Raw genomic sequence first — 21,544 nt, 5'->3', positions numbered from 1 at the left:
CCCCGGCCCGATGGGCGACTGGGCGATCCAGGAGGCCGGCCAGACCCCGCAGCCGGCCTGCCCGTCCGTCAGCAACGCCACCGACGTGCCGCTGCCGGACAAGGGCGCGGCGGTCACGAGCGAGGTCACGGTGTCCGGCTGCGCGGGCTCCGCTTCGGCGACGTCCAAAGTGGAAGTCCATATCCGGCACACGTGGCGCGGCGACCTGGTCATCGACCTGCTCGCCCCGGACGGGACCGTGTATCCACTGAAGACTGCGTCACCCGGTGACGGCACAGTCAACGTGGACACGACCTACACCGTGAACCTGTCATCGGAGACGGCCAACGGCACGTGGAAACTACGCGTGCAGGACGTGTACTCGTACGACACCGGATACCTAGACACCTGGACCTTTGGGGTGGTGCCGACCCGCTGAGAACGAATCTGGACTGCGCGTCGCGGGCTTCCACGTACAACACCCGTGCGAGGAAGTCCGCGACGCTTGCCAGATCCGCCCTCAGCGGGCCACCTCGCGTTAGATCAAGAACAAAGGTCAAGAGCGGTTAGTCGTACTCCCAGCGCAGGCCGGCCAGCCCCGGCGGCACGTCGTGCGCGACGAACTGCGCGGTGTGCGACGAACCCGGCCACACCTCGGCCGCCCAGCGATCCGGCCCGCCCGGTACCGAACGCTGATAGCCGTGACACCGCACCGGCACGGCGGCCGGATCGAAGACGACGGACAGCGCGTACTGCTGGGCCGGCCGCGCGAACCTCCGGCTGTAGTCGTCGGACAGCTCACCCTGACGCGGCATGGTCAGCTCGTACTCCACCACGGCCAGCTCGCCCCTGCCCAGCACCCGGTCGAGGACGAGCTCGGCCACCGTGAAGCCCGTACCCGGCTCGTCGCGGACCCGGCCAGCCCGGCAGAACCGGGTACCGGTCAGCACCGGCCCCAGCCCGGTGCGGTCCTCCACCCACAGCGTGATCAGGCACCGGGCGACCCGGTCGGCCTCCGCGCGGATCACCTGCCGGCTGACGAGCCGCGTCGCCCGGCCGTCCGGGCCGATGTGGTAGTCGTCGGTGACGGTCAGCCGGGTGAGCTGGTCGGCGGGGGTGGAGGTGAAGTCGCCGTACATCCTCGCCAGCGTCTCCGGATGCTCCCAGAGCCTGGCCAGCGGGGCCGTACCCGGCACATGCTCCAGCCACCGCCCCCGCGGCCGGCGCGGCCCTAACAGCGCCGCCAGCGAACCAGCGGGCAGGCCGAGCACCTCCTCCATGACCACGACCGCACGCAGCGACGCGGCCCGCTCGGGACGGCTCCGGCCCCGCCGCCAGTAGCTGAGCGTACTGAGACTGACGGGGATACCCCGGGCGAACAACGCGTGCTGCAACGCCTCCAGGCTCAGCCCGCTGGCCTCGATCGCCAGGTGCAGGGCGGCCGGGAACGGTCCATTGCGGAGTACCTGCCGCAGATCAGGTGTGAGGGTGGTGGTGGCAGGGTCGTCGTCGGGAGCGAGCTTGAGGGGGTGCATCGCGTCCTCCGGTTCGGCGGGCCCGGGTCTCGGACCCACAGGCAGTATCGCCCTGTTCCACGCGAATGTGCCCCACGTTCACGACGACCGCCTTCCGACATTGTCGGAGAAAGGACACCCAGCGGACCTAGCTCAGGGCCAACCCAGCCGGGTGTTCTGGAGTGATGCTTCGGCCATCGCCCGTTGGGTGGCAACCCGAACCTGCATTAACGGCCGTAGTTTCAGTGGTCGCTTGCATAGGTGAGAGTCCCTTTGCTCGCTGGCGTAGCTGATTGAAGCGAAGAGGACGGGGTGACTTATGCGACGCTGGCTTGGTGCCGTGTTGTGGCAAGCAGCCTCAACGCGGCACCAAGCAAGAATCTGCGCACAATCGTCAAATTACATATGGGTACAACTCCAGTTCGTCGAACCAGAATTCGACGCTCATTCCCGCCGACAAATTTTCGGCTTGGGGTACCGAATCCAGGAGTATGATGTCCGGGCCGAAGCGAAAATCTATGACGCCATCGTCCGCAATCCGCTCCACTAGTCCAGCAAGAACCAGAAGTTCGCCTTCCTGACGGATTTTCGTTCGAGAGACCTCCGGGCCGGCAGATTCAGTCCATCGCAGTACGCCGCTGGGAAACTCCAGCTCCACTTCCCGAATTCCGACCTCAGGGGTCGACTCTCCCCTCCAGTGAGCCCAAGCGGAGCCGTAGGCACACTGGAAGGCCACTCGGTCGTGTTGCTCGAGTACGGCTTCAATGAGAACTTCCACCACTACCTTCCCCTATTTCATCGGGACTCGGACAAGCCTGTTCGAGTAATACCATGTATTGGATGGCGAATGCCAGTCCCATGACTCTTCGTGGTAATGGAATTTCGTCGGCTTGCTGCCCATTTCGTGTGGCCCTACACGAATACTGCGGCGGCCGTCAGCCGACACCAGTCGATTCGGATCAATCTCGCCAGTCCGGGGATGCTTGTTCGTCCATTCACCCGGGCCGAGAAATTCATTCCAGGCATTATCGTGCTGGCCTGCTTTAAGCGGCTTCGGGGCAATGGTCTCAGGTAGCTTGACTACTGATTCCTCTGGGCCGCAGTTGTGCACCAGGACTGGCGCGCTGCCCGCCTGTATGTGGTAAGTATGCGTCGTGCCAACCGTGAGATCATGCATGGATTTCGCGCTGATGTAGCTGTAGCTGGTCCTGACGGTGACAATGTCCCCGGTTGCGGAATGGAGAACGTCGCCAAGTCGAAGAGCGTTCGCGTCGGTCCATTTTCCGGTGGTACTGTTCCAAAAGGGATGGTTCCAGGTTGTTTGGATTGTGACGTCATTACCGGTTGATGCAATGGTGACAGTGAGGTCGACGAGCTGGATATCGTCGTTGACGTGCAGTGCGGTAACTGGCTCGGCCGCACTTTCGCCTGTCTCGGGGTTAGTTGCGACGACCTGGTCGCCGATCTTGATTTCGGCAATCGGCTTGCTCTCGCCTGTGGCTAGCAATACAGGGGTAGCTGGGTCGAAGCTGTGCTTGCATCCGGATTTCCCGAACAACTTGCCGAGCTTGCCAGGGATCTTCGGGCCGGTGGCCATGCCTGCGATGTCGAGCGTGTTTTCGCCGCTGACCTCGCCGAGGCGTTCCCAGTCGCCGGTCCTGACTGCTTCGACGCCGTCGAGGAAGTTGCCGAGCACCCCTTCGGCCATGCCGTAAGCCATTACGTAGGGCGTCGAGACGACCTTGCCCAGGAGGCTGGTGCCCCGGTCCCATGCGTCGCCCCAGGACATGTCCCCGGTGGCGACGCCGCTGGTGATGGCCCAGGCTTCGGAGTACCGGCTACCGATCTCCTTGCCCACGCCCTTGACGCCCTCCACGGACTTCTTGACGAAGTTCTTTCCGCCAGTGAGCAGCCCCTTGAAGTAGTTGTTGCTCTTCTTCTTGGGTGGGGTGGGCGGCGGGGGTGTGTATGACGGGTCGGGCTTGCTGTTGAGTTCGGTGTAGGAGCTGGAGGATCCGCCGCCGTCGGAGTCCCTGTTTCGGACCAGGCCGCTGGGGTCGCTGGAGGTTACGGGGGCGTTGTTGGCGTAGGCGTAGCCGTGCCAGGACTGCGGGTCGGCCCCGTCGAACACGGGGTCGACGGACATGAACCTGCCCATGGCGGGGCTGTACTGGCGTGCTCCGATGTGGACGTATCCGGTGTCGGGGTCGTTGACTCCGTCCACGAAGCCGCGCTGGGTCGGCCACACCGGAGTAGTGCCGCGGACCGCGCCGTAGGGGTCGGTGCGCTTACGCGTGACACCCATGCTTACGGGATTGATAGCGGCTTGCCCGGTGCCGTGGTGGTCGGATGCCATCCATGTCAGCCCGCCCGTGGTGGTACGGACTGCGATCGTGCCCCCGGAGCTGTAGGTACGGGTGGCTGTGGCGCTGGTGGTCAGGGAGTCGGCGTGCAGTTCCAGGCCGCCGAGGTACAGCGTGCGGCCAGTGGAGTCAGCGCGCATGATCCGGTTGCCCTCGGCGTCGTAGACGAACGAGGACGATGAGGTTCCGGTGCTGATGGATGCGACCTTGCCGAGGTCGTTCCAGGTGAACGTCTTGTCGTTGTGGGTCTTGGTGTTGCCTGCGGCGTCGTAGGTGAACTGGTCGGTGACTGAGGCCGCGCCTGCGCCGATCTTGGTGTCGACCTTCGTCAGTGAGTGCGGCTTCGCCGTCAGTGCTGCCGGGGTGGTGTAGGTGCGGACGGTGTCGCCGCCGCTGCTGTGCTTGGTTTCAGTCTTGCGTCCGCCCGCCTTGTCGAACGTGTAGGACGTCCAGTAAGGCTCGACCCCGCCGACGATGCCCTGCGAGGGCGCGGACTGGCATGCCGTTGCTGCGGTGGTCCAGGCTTCGGTCATACGGCGCAGGCCGTCGTACTGGAAGCACTGCGCCCCGACCGGCGTGGAGTTCTTCGTCTCGGCGATGCCGGTGACATTGCCGCCAAGGTCGTAGGTGTACTTCTCGTTGTACTCCTCCGCGAAGCCACCGGCAGGCTGCTCGATCGACAGAATCGACCGGCTCAGCCGCTTCGTGGCCTCGTCACGCTCACCCGTGAGCTTGACCCGCTTCGAGCCGGTCCCGAGCGTGCGCTGGTAGATCCCGCCGTCATGGAAGTACTGCGTATCCGACAGGTACGCGTCCAGGCCCGTCATGGTCAGGGCGTGCCCAGCCGCGGCGTAACCGTAGGTGAGAGTCTCCGCTGGCAGGCCGCCCGCAGCCGGCAGGATCGTGGTAGCCGGTGAGCCATCAGCTTTGTAAGTGCTGCTGACCGTGTAGGTACCAGCCAGGGTGCCCTGCGACGCCGGTACCGTGACCGACGTGCCCAGCGGCCGGTAACTGTCATCGAAGGCGGTGACGGCGTTGACCCAGGCGTCCGGGCCCTCGTGTCTCGCCGACGACGTGAGCTGACCCTTGGCGAGAGTGTCATACGTCCACGACGCGAGCTTGGTACCGGCGAGGCTGTCCTTGTGCACAGCCGTCTTGCGTCCGAGGACGTCGTAGTTGTACGCGAGTTTCACGCCGCGCGCGTCGATCGTGGAGACGACCTGCCCGGCCGTGTCATACGCCGTCGCCGACGTACCGGTGTCAGGGTCGGTCTTGGTGACGGCCCGGCCCAGCATGTCGTAGCCGGTGGTCCAGGTGTTGCCCTCGCTGTCCTTGATGGACGTCTGCCGGCCGAGCCGGTCGTAGGTGAAAGTCGAGTCCTGGTAGGTGCCGGAGGGCTGTGAGCCGAGGTACTGGCGCAGGGTCGTCATCCGGCCCCGGGCGTCGCTGATGGTGGTGGTGGCTGTCCCGCCGGAGGGCGGGGTGACGGTGACGCGGTCGCCGTCGTGGGTCGTCACCGTCTGGGAAATCTGGACGCCCTTACTGCGCAGGGTGTCCGACACGGGGCGGCTCATCGAGTCGAACGCGATGACATGCTGCTCTGGCACGTTCACATCCGCCGTGCCGTACAGCGTCCCGGACGGGACCTTGTCAGCCTTGTAGGCGTTGGTCAGCCAGACCCGCCCGGCCGCGTCGTAGGCCTGGTCGGTGATGGAGGTCTTGCCGTCCTGAGTGATCGACTGTGTCTGCCGTGCCCGTAGCCTGCCGTCGAGGATGGCGTAGGAGTCGATCGTGTTGCCGTTCGGACCGAGCTTGGATGTCTTGACCCACGACGTGGAGTCACAGGTGTAGTTGCCGTTGCTGAAGCCGCAGGACGGCAGGTGGTACGTGTAGGCGACATCCGGTATTGCTGTATCCGGCCGGTTGGCTGTCCATGCCTTGGTCAGCCTGCCGAGCGGGTCGTACAGGGTGGTGGTGACCTTGCCGTTGGGGTCGGTGACGGTCAGCGGATTCCCGGTGGCTGGGTCGAGGGTGGTTGTCGCCTCGTGGCCGGCCGGGTTCTTCATGGTGACCTTGGTGGTAGGCCAGCCGTCCTGCGGTCCGTAGGTGGTGGTCGTGGTGCGGTTGAGTGCGTCCGTTGTGGTCTTGGGCCGGCCGTAGGCGTCGAACGTCGCGGTGGCCATCTGCCACCACTCCTTGGTGCTCCCCGGGCGGTGCAGGGAGTTGGTCTGCGTGACCAGGCCCTTCACCGGGGCTGCGCCGACGAAGTTGCTGCCGTCGTACTTCAGCTGGGTGCCGCCGAAGTAGTCGGCATCGGCCGGGTTCGGCGCGCAGTTGGTGGTGAGTGTCTGCGATATGTAGTCGATCAGGTGCCGGGTGGTGTCACGGGCGTATTCGGTGGTGGTGCAGGTGTCGTCAGCGGTGGTGCCGGTGTCACCGAGGTCCCTCGTTGCCGTGACCAGGCCGTAGGAGTCGTAGTCGTACCCGGTTGTGGTCTGCCGCCAGCGGTTCTCTGCGGCGATGTGGGTGGCGGTGATGGTTTCTTTCTCGCGGACCTGGTGTCCGGAGTAGCCGCCCCAGGAGGGCTGCCAGGACGTGTTCATCGCATACGTCTTGTGCACGATGTGCTGGCGTGCCTGGGGTGTCGGGCCGGAGTTGTCGTAGGTGTATTCCTCACGGACGACGCCTGCGAGCCATTCGGAGTCTTCGAGGACATTGCCCCAGCTGTCGGTCAGGGTGACGGTGCGGGTGCCGCCGCTGCTGTTGGTCCGGTCTCCGTGCATGCCACGGAAGTACCGTTTGGTGGAGTACTCGACGGAACTGCCGCTGCCGTGCCAGGTGTGGACGGTCGTGTAGCCCTGCCACTTGTTCCACGACCGCTTGTTGTAGTCGAGCTGCGTGTGGCTCTCGTCGTGCCGCCACAGCGCCGTCGTAGAGGAGCCTTCGTTGCTGTAGTTGTACGTCCACCACTCATCCGGGCCGCCGCCAGTGACGTCGACTTCCTTCACGGTGGCCACGACGTACTTGTGGAACCAGCCCCACCCGCTGCCGTTCGTCGTGTTCTTCGGATCGAGGGTGAAGTACTGCGGGAAGCACCGGCGGTCATTGGCCACAGCCGACTGCGGGATGAGCGTGGCCGAGCAGCCCACGCCGGAAGTGTCGTTGGCGTCGTAGGTGACGATCGTCTGCGACCCGGTGGACGGGGTGATGCGGAACAGGCGGTACTTGTTCATCGGCGGCACAGCCTCAGCCGTGTTGTAGTCCACCCGGTTCGGCTTCGCCTGCCCGTCGAAGTACAGGACTGGTGAGTCGAGGCTGTTACCGGAGTAGCCGCCGGTGTGCTCGATCGATCCCAGCCACAGGGACGGTGCCGTGTTGTCACCGGGGTCGGGGAACCAGTGCTTGAGCCGCCATTGGTCGGCCTGCTGGTAGAAGCCCGGGATGGCGTCCTTGGGCGGAACCCAGTACTGGGTCGTCACCGACGCGAGCCGCACCGAGGTCCAGAACGTGGGGGACTGGTTGTTCGGGCAGCCCGTCGAGTAGCAGAACAAGTCCCAGGGGGTGTCGGGCCAGCCTGCGCTGTTACCGCTGCACACCGTTACGAAACACCGCTCGGCCGGGGCGAACAGCACCCGGTACGGCGCGCCGCCACCCTCAGCGCCCTGACGGGTGCCGTACTCGATCCGCGACAGGTAACCGCCACGGTCGACGAGGTAGGGGATGGTGTTGTTGTAGGCGCCGTACCAGTTCTGCTCACGCTCGTAGAACAACGTCATCGAGTTGCCCTTGGCGTCCAAGACGTAGTCCAGGTTCCACCGCCACGCCCGCCGGCAATGGGAATCGGCGTAGTTCGCGTTGTAGCAGCGGTGATGCGACTGCGTGGCCCACACCGGCGTCATCCACGCCGACTTGGTGACATCACCGTTGTCCACACCCCACCGGCCACCAAGCCCGAACCAGTACTGCGTACCGTCGACCGTGGTGATCTTCCAATGCTCGCCGTTACCGCCTTCGCTGTTGGCGGCACCGTTGAGGCGCTCGACTTTCGACCCGTCGTCGTTCACGGGCTTGAACTGCCCGGTGTTGTTGTCGACGATCAGCTGGGTGGACTTACCGCCGAGATTCATCGTGACGTGGTCGGAGGCGTAGCACAGGTCACCCGGGTTCGGCATGCCAGTACACGAGGTGAACTGCCGTTCGATGAACCCCATCGTCAGGTCCCAGCCCTCACCAGCCCAGCTTGTCTGGCCCTGGGTCGCGAGGGTGCGGGAGTCCGTCGACTGCGACGAGTAAGTCAGGGCGATCTTCGGGTCGAGGCCAGCCGCCGACTTCGGCACACCCATCGGCACCGAGTAGGAGAAGTCCCCGGACTGACTGCCCGCAGACCACGAACCCGCCATCGACAGCGGCGTGGACGCGAACGATCCCGGCCCGGTGGTCGCCGCGTACGCACCTGATGGGGTTTCGGCGAACGACGAGAAGCCCTGATCGGCGTAGGCGGTCACCGTGCCAGAGACACGCTTGGCGGCCCACGTGTTCGCCGTGTCCGGCAGCGGGGTCTGTGTCTGGCACTGCGGGAGTTCCGGTGTGGTCAGCGCGCACCCGGGAAGGGCGACCAGACGCAGCCGGGAAGCGTAGTCCGAGCCCAGCGCCTGCGCGAAACCCGCGTAGTCCAGGCCCACACCGACACGTCCGGGTGTGGTGATGCCGTCGGAGCGTTTCACGGTGAACAGGACACCGGGGATACCGGCCTTCTTCGCCACCGTACGGTCGGCGACGATGACCTTCACCGCAGCCGGCGGCCCGGCAGCGGCCTCCTTCGCCGTGCGAGGCTCGCGGGCAGCGAGCGTGGACGTGGTGGCATTCGCACGAACGGAAAACGCCGAGGTACCAGCCCTCGACCACACACTGTCGGACGTGCCTCCCTCGCCGGCTGGCGCGGACATCTGCCCGGCCTGCGTGTCAGGAGACAGCTCCGGCACGGTCGCGTCGTACGCACCCGGCACAGGCCACGACTCCGCCGGAGCCTGCCAGGCGGGCATCGGCGGCGCGGGCAGCGTCTTCGGCGCGACCGGCGACACCGGCACGGTCTTCTCGTTCAGAGATGGCGCGTCAAGCCCTGGCTCAGCCAGGGCAGGCACACCCGGTAACAGTGAAAAGGCAACAGCCGCAACGAAAATGGGCACGGCAAAGCCACGGCGCGCAAGCACCAAGACCCTCCCCAGATCTCGACATACTCAGCAGTCGATGACCCTACGGAGACCTCCGCGCCCGGCGCAATCAAAACTTTCCGTCACCAATCTCTCCGCACTGCCACTGTGATCAGTCACTTTCTGTGATGTCCATTGGGGACGTCAGTCAGCTCAGAGCCAGCCGCGCCGCGCGGCCTGGAGTGCCGCCTGGAAGCGGGTACGGGCGCCGAGGTGCGCCATCAGCTGTGTCACGCGGCGGGTCACAGTCCGTTCGGTGACGCCCAGTGCCCGGCTGATCGCCCGGTCCTTCAGCCCGGCCGCCAGCATCGCCAGCAGCTCGCGGTCCCGGTCGCCCGGTCCGCCCGGCCCTGGCAGGCTGCCGAGCGGCACGGCCTCCTCCCACAGGAGGCCGAAGCAGGTCACCAGCGCGTCGAGCAGCGGAGACTGCCGGACGAGGATCCGTACACCCGTCTCGGCCTCGGCCAGCCGGAGCGGGATCATGGCCAGCTGGCGGTCCACAATGATCATTTTGAGGTGGATGTCCGGCAGGACCCTGGCCTGCTCGCCCAGCCCGATGAAGTCGAGCACGTTGGCCAGCTTGCCGGGCTGGTCCAGCACGGGAGCGTGGTAGATCGCCCGGTACCGGACGCCGCGCCGCAGAGCCTGCCGTTCCTCGTCGTTGTCGCTGGACTGGCCGAACAGGTACGGCGGGCAGTCCACGATGTCCACCTCCCGCTGCGCGCCCAGCTGCATGCTCACCAGGTGGTGCATGATCGGCGCGTCGCCCTCGATGACCTCGATCAGGTCGCCGGGCCTGCCGTGCGGCGTGTCGGCCATCTGCCGGGCCAGGTCCCGGGCCTGGCCCCGCAGCCCCTCCAGCCGTTCCTGGCGGCGGAGCACGAGGGCGTCGATGCCGATCTCCGGCGGGGCCGGCACGTACCGCGCCGGGCTCGTCGGCAGCTTGCTCACCAGCCCGGCCTCGGTCAGCAGTACCAGCGCGCCCCGGACCCGGGTCGGCGACTTGCCCAGCGCCGACGACAGCTCGGCCTGTGTCTGCCGGGGATGCGCGATCAGCCGCAGATAGACGGCGCTCTCCACCTCGCCCAGCCCGACCGGTTCAAGGAGCGGATCCATACCAGACCTCCGGCTGCGGCTGACATCGGCGTCGAGATAGAGAGCCGTGAGTCTAATGGCCGACAGCCAGCGCGGACAGCGCCGAGGACACTGAAGGCATGACCCACCCGGTCCGGCCCCAGCCGAACCCGGTCTTCTGGCTGCTCGGCCTCCTGGGCATCCTCGCCGGGCTCGCCGTCATGGCTCTGGCGGGGCTCGGGTTCTACCGGGCCTTCACCGACCCGGGCGGGCCGCTCGACGGCGACGGCCCGGCTCTCTTCACCGGTTCCTTCGCGATGTTCGCGTGGGGCGCGATCGTCTTCACCCTCGGCAGGTACGTGTGGCGGGGTGCTCGCAGGCGGGGCTCACGTGACCGGTTCGGCAGGCTGCTGATCGTTGTCGGCTACGTCCTCGCCGGCTTCGCCATCCAGGCGGCCACCCGGGGCATGTACGAGCTGATGACCGACACCTCCTCGGGCACCGGCGCCGCCGAAGCCATCGTGATCCGCGCCCTCCTCATGACCGCGGCCTTCGGCATTCCCGGCGGGATCATCGGCAGCATCGGCATCCGCCTCGCCGACGAGAAGATCCTGCTGACCGCAGAGGTCAAGGGCGGCTTCTGACCATCGTGTACCGGTGGTCCCCATAACAGCCCCGTTCCGGGGGCCCATATAGTCGCGCGGTGAACACGGAGCACGTCCGGCAGGCATATGCGTCCGTAGCGGAGCTCTACATCGGGCTGTTCGGTACGAGAGAACAGGTACACGCCGACGATCTGGCCTTCATCGGCCGGCACCTGTCTGGCCTGCCTGGCCCGGTACTCGACCTGGGCTGCGGGCCTGGTCACATCACCGGCTACCTGCGCTCGCTGGGCGCGGACGCAACGGGAATCGACATGGTCCCAGAGTTCATCGCCCATGCGCGGGCGGCCCACCCGGACGGTACGTACCAGCTGGGGTCGATCGACAGCCTCGCCGCCGCCGACCAGTCCATCGCCGGCATCCTGGCCTGGTTCTCGCTGATCCATCTCCCCCCGGGCGAACTCGGCGGCGTGCTCGCCGAGTTCCGGCGCGTAGCCGCCCCGGATGCCATGCTGGTGTTCGGCTTCTTCGAGGGTGAAGAGGTCGCGGCCTTCGACCACAAGGTCACGACCGCCTATCGCTGGCCCGTCGGTGCGTTCTCCGAGCGGCTGGCGCAGGCCGGGTTCACGGAAGTCGAGCGCATGCTGCGGCCCAGCGACGGTACGCACCGGCCGTACGCCGCTATCGCGGCGATCGCTTCCTGACAGGCGGGCTGACGGCAGGACCGGCGCGGAGGTGGCTTATCAACAGCGAACTGGAGCGGCTGTTCCGGGCGGATCAGGACGACCGGGAGAACCATCCGCTGGCCGGCAGCCCGGAGTACGAGGCGCTCCGTGCCAGGGATGCCGGGCGCCGGCTGCGGGTGACGGAACTTCTCGCCGCAGGCGAGGTGTCCGCGCCAGCTGACTACTACCACGCGGCGCTGATCTTCCAGCACGGCGAGGGCCTCGACGACATCGGCCAAGCCCACCAGCTCGCACAGCAGGCCGTGAATCTGGGACACCGGCCGGCCAGATGGCTGGCGGCGGCAGCGCTGGACCGGTGGCTCATGATGCAGGGCAGGCCGCAGAGGTTCGGCACCCAGTTCGTGCCCGACGGCACCCGCTGGCGGCTGTGGGACGTCGAGCCCGCCACCACCGATGCCGACCGGGCGGCCTGGGATGTGCCACGGCTGGCAGATCAGCTGCACCGGGCCGAGGAGCAGACCCGCACGGTACCCCAGCCGCCCCTGGACGCAGCTCCGGTCTGGCTCCGGGACGCGCTGCGGCGCTGGGCAGCCACTGATGACGACGGCGGGAGCGCCTAGGCGCTCCCGCCGTGGCCGGTGGCGCAGGCCGCCTGGCTACTCCTCGCCGGAGAAACGTCCCCAGGCTGATTGCCGGCTGACTCCGAGGGCCTCCCCGATCCGCGCCCACGTCACGCCACGCTTCCTGAGCCGCTGGACGCGGTCGTGGACGGCCTCGTCGACCTGGCCCCGGGAGGCGTCGAGCCGGACCATGTCGGCGAGCAGCTCCTCGTCGGACTTCCCGTCGAGCGGGGGGAAGGCCGGGAGAGGCCGGTCGTTGATGATCCGGACACACAGGTCGACGCACTCGTCGCAGATGTAGACGCCGGGTCCGGCGATCAGCTTGGCGGTTTCCGGCTCGGTCTTACCGCAGAACGAACAGCGCAGGTCCAAGGGAGTGGCAGCGGGCATCGGAGGCTCCTCGACCCAGAATCTGTCAGGGCTGTCCTGACATCTGTCAGGGTAGCCCTGACAAGACAAGGCGGCAAGCGCTGTTCATGCCGACCCGTTCAGGCTCCGGTCCAGTGCAGGATCAGGTCTGCTCCGTCCACTGTGGCCTCGTTCAGCGGGAAGTAGCCCTGCTGCGGGATGGTGTCCGTGCGGGTGCGGGCCGGGCGGAGTTCGGTGGCCGGGATCAGGCCCCAGCCGGTGACGCGGGCCTGGAGGCGGGCCTCGTAGGTGTCCGGGGCGGGTTCGCCGAGATTGAGTGTCGTGCTGCGGCCGAGGCTGCTCGCGACGAAGAAGTAGCTCTCGGTCTGGAAAGCGTCGAGGATGGCGCCGGCGCCGGACCACCGGGCGCTCAGGTCGCCCGAGCCCCAGGCGCTCGCGTCGCGTTGCAGGTGGAGGTTGTGGGCGAAGAGCATGGTCGGGCCGCGCCTGGCCTCGGCCGTGCGGATGTCGAGGACGTTGCGGGCCATCAAGGTGTCCCGTGTGGTCAGCAGCAACGCGATCCGGTCACTCTGCGCGAGGGGCTGCGCGGCCTGCCAGTGGTAGTGGAGCAGCCCGAGGGCGGTGTCGAGGTGAGTCTTGGCGCGGGACCAGGCGGCGAGCGAGGTGTGCGCGATCAGCTCTGGTGCGCGGGCGTGCAGCTTCGTGAGCAGGTCCTCGGCGATCGAGTGGAGGCGCGCTGCCTCGGGGGTGGTACCGGGGGACCGGGTGTGGTCGAGGATCGCCTCGTCCCGGCTCCAGCGATGGTCGTCTCCGGCGACGCCGGCGATGTCGAGGGTGTCGAGGCGGAGGTAGTCGCGGGCGTACTCGAGGTAGCTTCGCGGGCTCGGTGCCATCGTGTTCTCGGTCGGCAGGTCGAAACCGTGAAAGGTCAGGCGGTCCGCCTCCGGCCGGTCCTCGTTGTACTCGCGCATCCACGCGACCAGCCGCCGGTTGGCCTCCAGCGCGCCGAAGTCGTGCGAGAAGCCCTCGCGCATCACGGCGTCGAGAGTGCCGGCGCCGTGGAGTACGTAGTCGTTGACGGCGAAGGCGGCCACGCGGTCGCTCTCCAGCGCGATCGACCGGAAGCCGAGGTCGGCCAGCTGGGCGAAGAGTTCGTTGCGGACCGCACCGAACGCCGGCTCCTGATGTGTCGGCTCACCGAGGCCGAGAAGGGTGCATGAATCGGGTACGAGATTCCGGATGTCCTGGCTCATGTGTCTCAAACGTACCATTGAAACTTCGGTTGAGACTTTCGACGCATCCTGCCTGGACTAGCCAGGTAAAGTCTCCAACCATGCGACCAGCCGATCTTGCGCGCGAGCACGGGCTGTCGACGCAGGCGGTCCGTAACTACGAGCATGACGGGTTCATCCCGCCCGCCGAGCGCACGGCCAGCGGGTACCGGGTCTACACGGAGGTGCATGCTGCCGCGCTGCGCGCCTACCTCGCCCTCGTCGCCGCGCACGGGTATCCGGCAGCCGGCCAGATCATGATCGCGGTGCACGAAGGTGCCCTGGACGACGCCCTGGTCGCCATCGACCGGAGTCATGGGCAGCTGGCGCGTGACCGGGACACGCTGGGCGCCGTACGGGACGCGATCGCGGACCTGCCCGCGCAGTCAGTACCGGACAGCGGTGTGCTGACGATCGGTGAGCTGGCCCGGCGGCTCCGGGTCACCCCGGCCACCCTGCGGAAGTGGGAGAGCGCCGGAATCCTCGCCCCCGGCCGGGATCCCGCCACGGGCTACCGGGTGTTCCGCGCGGGCGACACGCGCGACGCCGAGCTGTCGCACCTGCTGCGGCGCGGCGGGTACCCGCTCGGCCACATCGCGGAAGTGGTCCAGCAGGTCCGGACGGCGGGCGGCACGGAGCCGCTCGCCCGCGCCCTCGACGGCTGGCAGCAGCGGCTCACCGTGCGGGGTGTGGCCATGCTCGACGCCGCGTCCCAGCTCAGCCGGTACCTGGCCGGGCGCGGTCAGCTGAGCGGCAGCAGCCCCGCCCGCGTCGGCCGGAACCCGCACTTGTCCAGATAGAACTCTTCGAGGTGCGGTTCGAAGTCGACGTGCAGCCACTGGCACCCGGCCTGCCGGGCGTCGGCGGCCGCGGCCTCGACGAGCTGCTGGCCAAGGCCGCGGTGCTGCCAGGCGGGGTCGACGGCGGTGTCCAGCAGGAAGGCGTGCGCGCCACCGTCCCAGCACACCTGGACGAAGCCGACGATGAGCCCGTCGTCGAAGGCTCCCACCCAGGTCAGAGCGTGCTTCTCCAGGCGCTGTGCCCACGGGGCCAGCTGGATGGCGCCACCGAAGGCCCGCGCGTGCAGCGCACTGAGTTCCCGGTCGGCGACGGGGAACCGAGAGATCAACTCGACCGGCATGCCGACACGATAGTTGCCATGATCACACGTGTGCACCCGAGGGGGCACATCCCGTCACAGGCTCACGCCTCCCAGGCCGGCTCGCCGTACAGGTCCGTCACCGATCCGGTGAGGACGGCCGGGGGCTCGTGCATCAGGAAGTCGCGGTGGCTGATGTTCCAGGCGTAGGCGCCGGCCATCGCGAAGGCCACCAGGTCGCCGGCCGCGATCGGGCCGCCGGTCTCGGCGCGGGCCAGGACGTCCTTCGGGGTGCACAGCTGGCCGACCAGGGTCAGCGGGCCGGACTCGGTGGCCGGCCGGTCGAAGGGCCACGTCCACGTGTCGCGCGGCAGGACCGCGAAGGGCTGCGAATGGGACTTGGCGGCCGGGGTACGCAGGTGGTGCGTCCCGCCAGCCAGCACGGCGAACCATTCGCCCGCCGCCTGCTTCACGTCGAGTACCTGGGTGACGTACCAGCCGCAGTAGGCCGTCACCGCCCGCCCCGGTTCGATGCGCAGCCGCAGGCCCGGGTGCTCGTCCAGCAGCTCGCCGAGCGCCGCGCCGTACCCGGCCCAGTCGAACAGCTCGCCCGGCTTGGCGTAGTCCACGGCCATGCCGCCGCCGACGTTGACCTCAGTCGCGTCCAGTGTGGACACCGCCCATTCCGCGATCCGGCGCGCCAGGCCCGCTGCCGCGTCGGCGTGCAGCCCGCTGGCCAGGTGCGCGTGGACGCCCCGGATCCGGATGCCGGGCAGGCCGAGCTGAGCGCAGGCGACCGCCTCTGCCGGGTCCATGCCGAACGGGGTCGGCGCGCCGCCCATCACCAGCGCGGCGCCGGACACCTCGGCGGGCAGGTTGACCCGCAGCAGCACGTCGGCGGTCTTACCCTGTTCCGACGCGAGCGCCGACAGGCGGCGCAGTTCGTACGGGGACTCCACGTGGAAGCGGCCGACCTCCGCGTCCAGCCCGGCGGTCAGCTCGGCGTCGGTCTTGCCCGGCCCGCCGAACGCGGCCACGGGGAGGCCGGCGGCAGCCAGGTGCCGGAGTTCGCCACCACTCGCCGCCTCGAAGCCGGTGACGTGCGGCTCCAGGGTGCGCAGCAGGTCGGGCTCCGGGTTGGCCTTCATCGCGTACAGCAGCTCGGCCCGCTCGGGCAGGGCGGCGCGGATCGCGGCCGCGTGCCGGGCGAGCGCCGCCAGGTCGTACACATAAGTGGGTTTCTGTGTCGTCACAGCGCTTCTCCGAACGGGTTGGGGAACGGCACGTAGCCGGCGAGCCGGTCGGCGTCACGCTGCCACCGCACGAGCAGGTTGCCCTTCGCCGGCAGCGGGACCCCGGCGAGCAGGGCGCGCAGCTGGGGCGGGTCGCCGAGCCGCGCGGAGGTCTCGGCCACGACGTCGCGCAGCGTCGCCCACAGCTTGGGCTCGACGCCCTCGTGCGCGTCGGAGATGGCGCCGGCCAGCTCGGCCAGGTGGTTGACGAAGAGGCAGTAGGCGACGCGGTCGAAGGCCTGCTCCGGGCTGTAGCCGACCGAGTGCGGCAGGTCAGCCAGCCAGTCGGCGCGGCGGGAGGTGTCGAGCTTGACGCCTTCGAGGTCACGCAGCAGCATCCTGACCGGCTCGCGGTCCGGCCCGAGGACCACGACCACGTTCTGGAGGTGCGCCTCGTGGACGACGCCGTGGTCGGCCCACAGCCGCAGCACGGCAGGCACAAGCAGATTCGTGTACTGGTGCCACCAGCCCACCGGGTCATCCAGGTGCAACGGCTCGGCGGCCAGCGCGCCGGACAGTACGGCCGTCTCCTGTGGACGGACGTGTGACCGCAGGCCCTCGCGCAGGATGACGCCGTACACCTCGTCCAGCCCCGGCAGGTCGACGGTCCGGTACGCGGGCTCGGCCAGCAGCACCGCGCCCGGCTCCAGCGGCAGCGCGGTCAGCAGCCGGGTCAGGTCCACCGCGCCGGTCAGCTCGTACCGGGCGTTCTTGCGCAGGCAGTTCGTGATCCGCACGTGCAGGCTCGTCTTCACGAACAGGTCGGCGTCCGGCGCGTAGAGGGTACGCACACTCGCGGTCGGGCGCAGTGGCACGCCACCGGTGCCGAGGTCGACGAGCTGCGGGTGGAGCGGCTCGTGCAGCTCGAACTGCCACGGGTGCACGGGGATCGCGGCGTACCCGGCCGGCGCGGCCGGCGGATCGAGCCGGGTGATCAGCTCCTCGAAGGGGCCGTCCTCGGCGAGCAGGCTCCGCGGTACGCCGATCCACCGCGCGCGCAGCGACGTCCGCAGCTCGGGCGCGTAGGCGTCCCAGGCCGAGGCGTCGCCGGTCCGCCACTTCGGCGCCGGGTGACGCGGGTGGCCACGGACGAGCGACTGCTCGGAGTCCACGTAGGCGTCGGTCGCGGCGTCGCCGGTCGCGTGCGGGTCGGCGGCCGGCCGCGTGGCCAGTACCCGGTCGAGCGCGTCCCGGCTCGCCCCGACCTGCGCCGCGAACTCCTCGTTCGGCGTGCCGGTCCGCAGCGTCAGCTCCTCGGCGACGAGCGAGGCCAGCTCGACGGCGCCCACCGCGACCCAGTCCCCGCCGTCCGCGCGCTGCACGGGGCCGGCGTAGCGGTGCGCGCCGACCTCCGACACGCGGGCGACCTCGCACCGCAGCAGCACGCCGGTGCGGGGCAGCCGGACGAGCCCGTACCGGTCGTCGAGCGCCGTCTGGTTCTCCGGCGCGGCCACCTCCCGGACCACGCAGCCGAGCAGGGTGTGGGTGGCCGCGATGTCGGCCTCGGACAGGGGAAGCTCGGACTGGGCGAGCGTGGGGGTCACCGGTTGCTCCTGATGACGAATGGCACAACGGACAGGGCGAGGACAGCGCCGAACAGCGTCGGGGCCGCTGGGCCGGACAGAGCGGACAGCGCGGAGGCGATCAGGCCCGCCGCCACGGCGCCACCCTTCGACCAGGCCTCGACGGTGCCGAAGAGCTTGCCCGGCTCGGCACCGCGAGCGGCGCGGGCGGTGAGTGCCGCCAGCGCGACGAGACCGAGGGTGAGGCCGGCACCGAGCAGCAGCCGGCCACCGATCAGGATCGGCGGGCTCGACCAGCTCACGGCAAGCGGATGGGCGAGCCCGCCGGCGGCGATCAGCGCGAAGCCGGCGGCCAGGCCGGGGCGCGGCTTGACGATCCGCAGCACGGCCGACGCCGACACCAGGTACACGACGTGGGGGAGGGCGAACAGCATGCCAGCCACGGCAGGGCTGGCGGTGGGCCATGCCTCGGCGACGACGGGCAGCAGGTAGGGGAACGTGACGACCGTCGACAGCACGAACACAGCTTCGGCCCCGCACAGGAACCGCATGCTCGGTGCCGGTTCACCACTGTCCGAAGTGGAGCAGTCCTCGTCCTTCGGGCGCTTGATCGCCCCTGGCTCCGGCAGTGTCAGGGTCAGCGCGGCGGCGATCAGCGGGCCGGCCGCCGCGAGTGCGTACATGTCGCGGACGTCGAGCTGTGCGGCGAGCAGGCCAGCGGCGGCCGGGGCGACGACCAGTGCCGCCCGTGCCGATGCCTGGGCCGCGGTCAGCGCTTTCGCGAGCCGTGGCCCGTCGAGCCCGGCCGCGAGGTACGCGCCGGTCGCGGCGAACGTCCCGCCCAGCAGCCCCTGAAGCGCCAGGACGAGGGCGAGCGATCCGGTGCTGTTGACCTGCGAGGCCAGCAGGAAGGCCACCGCGAGGCCGAGCTGTGCCCGGATCAGGAGCTTCTTCCGGCCGTACCGGTCGGCCAGCCGCCCCCACAGCGGAGCCGACAGCGCCGTGGCGGCCGTGGGCACGATGTACAACACGCCGGCCCAGCGCGCCTGGGGGTCGCCGAGCTCGGCGAGGAGCCTCGGCAGGTACGGCGGGAGGCCGAGCGCGGCGAAGGCGGCCGTGAAGTGGCAGGCAACGGCGGCGGCCACGTGCCGGCGGCGCAGCTCGACCGGCGCGGGCAGTACGACGGTCACTGGGCTGCTCGCAGGTAGTTGGGGCCGGTGCGCAGGTAGTACTTGTTGATGTCCGTGCAGCCGATCCGCTGCTTCGGCAGCAGCGTGCCGGCCGTGAGCATCGCCTTGACGGGCAGCGTCTCCGCTTCCAGAACCCGGGTGGACAGCAGCTCACTGCCGCCCCACCGGTCGCTGGCTGCCCGGATGCGGCCCGCCAGCGCCTCGCCGGGCGACGGCACGTCGTGCCCGTGCCCGGCCAGCGACAGCAGCGGGCCTGCGGCGGCCAGGTGCAGCGTGATCGTGGTGAACACGTCGGCCAGCTCGCCCTCGTCGGCGACGGCCATCCGCGCGTCGTCCACGGCCAGCGCGTGCCGGGCGTCGAACCGCGCGCCGTCGTTGTCCTTGTAGAGCAGGCGCAGGCCGCCATCCGGGTCCAGTACGAGATGGATGTTCTGCTGGTGGGCCTCCAGCGCGATCCCGTGCCGCAGCCACAGATGGACATGCCAGTCGATCAGCAGGTCCAGGTAGGACTCCATGACGGCGCGCGGGTCGCCGAGCCGGTCGGCGAGCAGTCCCAGGCCCGCGGCCGGCACGACGACCGAGCCCTCCAGCTCGCGCGGGTAGCGCCGGATCAGGAAGGCGTGCGTGTCGTCGCCAGCGTGTCCCCAGGTGGTCTCGTCGGCGTGCAGGATCCGCCCGGCGAAGGCCGGCTCGGCGGCGGCCAGCTTCTCCAGCAGGTTCTGCATCACGGCCCCGTCGACGAGGGTGCCGGGCGCGATGGTGCGCTTGTTGCGCGCCCCGAGGGTCGCCGTCGCCAAGGGCAGCTTCACATGGGTGTACGGGTCGGAGGCCAGCGCCACCGTCCGCATCGACAGCGTCGGGTGTACCAGGATCCCGGGTCCGTCCACAGTGGGCAGCCCGAGGCGGGCGGCCGTGAGCGGATGAGCCGGCAGCATGTCGGGCGCCGGCCACCATCCGGGCAGCTCACCGGTCACCTGGAGATCCGCCGACCGCAGCCACTGCACCGCGAAGACCGGCGCGTGCTCGGGTGCGTATGCCAGCAGCTCGGCCTCGGTCAGCCCGTGCTTGGCCCGGCTCGCCGGATGGACAGGGTGGTCGTCGTGCGCGGCGATCGCCTCGTCCGCGACCGCACCGGCCATGCCCTTCTGCTTCTTCACCGCGAGTACGCGCGGTCGTGCCTCGTCGGCCAGCCGCCGCGCCAGTACCTCGGCGCCGACCTCCGCGCGGAAGACCGCCCAGCCGGCCTCGGCCTCCGGGTCGTCCTGCGGCGCGAGCACATCCAGCAGCCCGGCCAGCTCGTCGACGACCCGGCCGTCAGCCTCGACGCGGGCTTCTGCGGTCCGCACGGCGTGCTGGTACCCGTCGGGCCGGACCGGAATCCGCAGCGCCCCGCCCGGTACCTTCGTGACCCACCAGCCGTCCTCGGCGTGCCCGTTGCTCCACAGGCCCAGGTGATCCTCACGCAGCAGGGCATCGAGTACCCGCTGGAACACGACGGCACTCACACGATCTCCCACGAGTTCGCCGAACGGAACGCGCCCAGCGCGGCCTCGGCAGCCGCCCGGCTGTCACCGATCGCGTGCAGCACCGCGAGATAGTCCCGGTTCGTGCCAGTGAGCTCGGCCGTCGTGCCTACCGTCCTCAATGGACGACAGCTCACGCCGCCCGCGTCGACAGCACCCGGAGCGGAGCGCAACGTCCCTGCCCGCTCCGCGCACACGTACTCCACCCGCGCGTGACGACTGACCGCCGCCGGGTCGGGCAGCGGCATCGCGGCCAGCGGTTCGCCCATGTGCAGCCGGATCACGTACTCGAACAGCGGCACGCCCAGCAGCTCGGCCAGGATCAGGTCCATCCGGTCGCCGATCAGCCGGTAGTTCACCTCGATCAGCCGCGCCCGGCCGTCACTGACCACGAACTCGGTGTGGCACGCCCCGAACCCGGCACCCAGTGCCCCGAGCTGCGCCCGCAGATCCGCCACCACCCCGGCCGGCAGATCGGGAGCCCAGTCGAGAGCGGTCTCCACGAAGGTCGGCGGAGCGCTGAGGCTCGTGTGCCAGCCACCGGTCACGGCCAGGCTCCGGCCGTCGCCGAGCGTGTCGAACGTCCGCAGCTCCCCGGCCAGGAACTCCTCGACCACCAGCGTCGCGCCCGGCCTGCGCAGCCGGATCTCTGCCACCCGGGCCGCCAGCTCGGCGGCGTCGGCCACCAGGTAGGCGTCCTCGCTGGCCACGCCCTCACGGGGCTTGACCACCGCGGGGAACGGCACGGTGCCGGCCAGCCCCGGATCGCCGGACGGCCCCAGCGCGACGGCCGCGACCTTGTCGAGCCCGGCATCGGCCAGCGTGCGGCGGGTCAGGTTCTTGTCCTTGCACCGCATCGTCGCCCGCCAGTCCTTGCCCGGCAGGTCCAGGTACGAGGCTGCCTGGGCGGTGACGGTCTGGAGGTGGTCGCTGTTGGACAGCAGCCCGGCCGGGCGCTCGCCGCCGGACACGGCCTCGATCACGGCCCGGAGGTCGCGGACGTCGCAGCCGGCGACCTCGGCCCGTACGGCTGGCCAGTTCTCCGGCTGGTCGGTCAGCACGGTCACCGGCAGCCCGAGGCTGGCGGCGGCGGGCAGGAACCCGTCGAGGACGGAGTCGGTGGGGTTGACGGCAGTCAGGTACAGCCGCATGTACAGGTCTCCTCAAAGAAACTTTGGTAAGGCTTCCCTTATCTGCGGCGGTTAGGTTATCCTTGCCTCCGCTACGGG

At 69.2% G+C, this 21,544-nt stretch carries 15 protein-coding genes and 2 pseudogenes; 5 read left to right on the top strand and 12 right to left on the bottom strand.

The annotated features are described in order from the left end of the window. Positions 1-46 precede the first annotated feature (46 nt). Positions 47-418 (top strand): annotated as a pseudogene (locus tag A3G1_RS41675) (proprotein convertase P-domain-containing protein); the annotation flags it as partial. A gap of 127 nt (positions 419-545) precedes the next feature. Here A3G1_RS41675 and A3G1_RS0107030 read toward each other — a convergent pair. The 4 genes from A3G1_RS0107030 to A3G1_RS0107015 form a co-directional block, all read right to left on the bottom strand. Beyond that, positions 546-1,514: a transcriptional regulator gene (locus A3G1_RS0107030; RefSeq protein WP_018348763.1), complete on the bottom strand. Its 969-nt coding sequence runs from the start codon at positions 1,512-1,514 to the stop codon at positions 546-548. Positions 1,515-1,887: 373 nt separating this feature from the next. Further along, a complete protein-coding gene (locus A3G1_RS40370) occupies positions 1,888-2,271 on the bottom strand; it encodes a hypothetical protein (protein WP_157640957.1) in 384 nt (127 codons plus the stop codon). A 12-nt stretch (positions 2,272-2,283) separates the two neighbouring features. Beyond that, on the bottom strand, positions 2,284-8,997 hold the full coding sequence (locus A3G1_RS33640; protein WP_157640956.1) for a polymorphic toxin-type HINT domain-containing protein: 6,714 nt from the start codon (positions 8,995-8,997) through the stop codon (positions 2,284-2,286). Positions 8,998-9,219: 222 nt separating this feature from the next. After that, on the bottom strand, positions 9,220-10,182 hold the full coding sequence (locus A3G1_RS0107015; protein WP_018348760.1) for a helix-turn-helix domain-containing protein: 963 nt from the start codon (positions 10,180-10,182) through the stop codon (positions 9,220-9,222). A 98-nt stretch (positions 10,183-10,280) separates the two neighbouring features. Here A3G1_RS0107015 and A3G1_RS0107010 point away from each other — a divergent pair, with 98 nt between their 5' ends. The 3 genes from A3G1_RS0107010 to A3G1_RS33635 all read left to right on the top strand — a co-directional run bounded on the left by A3G1_RS0107010 (position 10,281) and on the right by A3G1_RS33635 (position 12,048). Then, entirely contained in the window at positions 10,281-10,784 is a 504-nt protein-coding gene (locus tag A3G1_RS0107010; RefSeq protein WP_018348759.1) for a hypothetical protein, read from the top strand. Positions 10,785-10,843: 59 nt separating this feature from the next. Continuing rightward, positions 10,844-11,446 (top strand): class I SAM-dependent methyltransferase, encoded by a 603-nt coding sequence (locus A3G1_RS0107005; protein ID WP_018348758.1) that lies wholly within the window; start codon positions 10,844-10,846, stop codon positions 11,444-11,446. A 158-nt stretch (positions 11,447-11,604) separates the two neighbouring features. Further along, entirely contained in the window at positions 11,605-12,048 is a 444-nt protein-coding gene (locus A3G1_RS33635) for a hypothetical protein (protein WP_018348757.1), read from the top strand. Between the two features lie 252 nt (positions 12,049-12,300). Here A3G1_RS33635 and A3G1_RS41670 read toward each other — a convergent pair. Continuing rightward, a pseudogene (locus A3G1_RS41670) lies at positions 12,301-12,438 on the bottom strand (ClpX C4-type zinc finger protein); the annotation flags it as partial. A 98-nt stretch (positions 12,439-12,536) separates the two neighbouring features. Continuing rightward, the gene (locus A3G1_RS0106990) at positions 12,537-13,670 is read right to left on the bottom strand and encodes an erythromycin esterase family protein (protein WP_018348755.1); all 1,134 of its coding nucleotides are present in this window, start codon (positions 13,668-13,670) and stop codon (positions 12,537-12,539) included. A gap of 80 nt (positions 13,671-13,750) precedes the next feature. Between A3G1_RS0106990 and A3G1_RS0106985 the strand changes: the two genes are divergently transcribed. Next, positions 13,751-14,488 carry a TioE family transcriptional regulator gene (locus A3G1_RS0106985; RefSeq protein WP_018348754.1) on the top strand — a complete coding sequence of 246 codons (738 nt, stop codon included), beginning with the start codon at positions 13,751-13,753 and terminating at the stop codon, positions 14,486-14,488. On the opposite strand, the gene A3G1_RS0106980 is transcribed toward A3G1_RS0106985, so the two are convergent. The 6 genes from A3G1_RS0106980 to A3G1_RS0106955 all read right to left on the bottom strand — a co-directional run bounded on the left by A3G1_RS0106980 (position 14,431) and on the right by A3G1_RS0106955 (position 21,466). Beyond that, positions 14,431-14,829, bottom strand: a complete 399-nt coding sequence (locus A3G1_RS0106980) for a GNAT family N-acetyltransferase (protein WP_018348753.1) — start codon at positions 14,827-14,829, stop codon at positions 14,431-14,433. The two genes, A3G1_RS0106985 and A3G1_RS0106980, sit on opposite strands and share 58 nt — an antisense overlap. A gap of 62 nt (positions 14,830-14,891) precedes the next feature. Then, positions 14,892-16,040, bottom strand: a complete 1,149-nt coding sequence (locus A3G1_RS33630) for an alanine racemase (RefSeq protein WP_051110452.1) — start codon at positions 16,038-16,040, stop codon at positions 14,892-14,894. Next, positions 16,037-17,623, bottom strand: coding sequence for an IucA/IucC family protein (locus A3G1_RS0106970; protein ID WP_018348751.1), 1,587 nt, complete (start codon positions 17,621-17,623; stop codon positions 16,037-16,039). Before A3G1_RS0106970 ends, A3G1_RS33630 begins: the two co-directional genes overlap by 4 nt. After that, complete coding sequence (locus A3G1_RS41665; protein WP_018348750.1) at positions 17,620-18,792, bottom strand: MFS transporter; 1,173 nt, start codon at positions 18,790-18,792, stop codon at positions 17,620-17,622. Before A3G1_RS41665 ends, A3G1_RS0106970 begins: the two co-directional genes overlap by 4 nt. Beyond that, a complete protein-coding gene (locus A3G1_RS0106960; RefSeq protein WP_018348749.1) occupies positions 18,789-20,297 on the bottom strand; it encodes an IucA/IucC family protein in 1,509 nt (502 codons plus the stop codon). Before A3G1_RS0106960 ends, A3G1_RS41665 begins: the two co-directional genes overlap by 4 nt. After that, complete coding sequence (locus tag A3G1_RS0106955; protein WP_018348748.1) at positions 20,294-21,466, bottom strand: ATP-grasp domain-containing protein; 1,173 nt, start codon at positions 21,464-21,466, stop codon at positions 20,294-20,296. The genes A3G1_RS0106960 and A3G1_RS0106955 overlap by 4 nt, the downstream gene beginning before the upstream one ends. Between the last annotated feature and the right edge of the window lie 78 nt (positions 21,467-21,544).

Origin of the sequence: Longispora albida DSM 44784 (genome assembly GCF_000379825.1) — a bacterium.
Taxonomy (GTDB): domain Bacteria; phylum Actinomycetota; class Actinomycetes; order Mycobacteriales; family Micromonosporaceae; genus Longispora; species Longispora albida.
The sequence above is the reverse complement of the archived record's forward strand: the minus strand, read 5'-3'. Positions and strand labels throughout refer to the sequence as shown.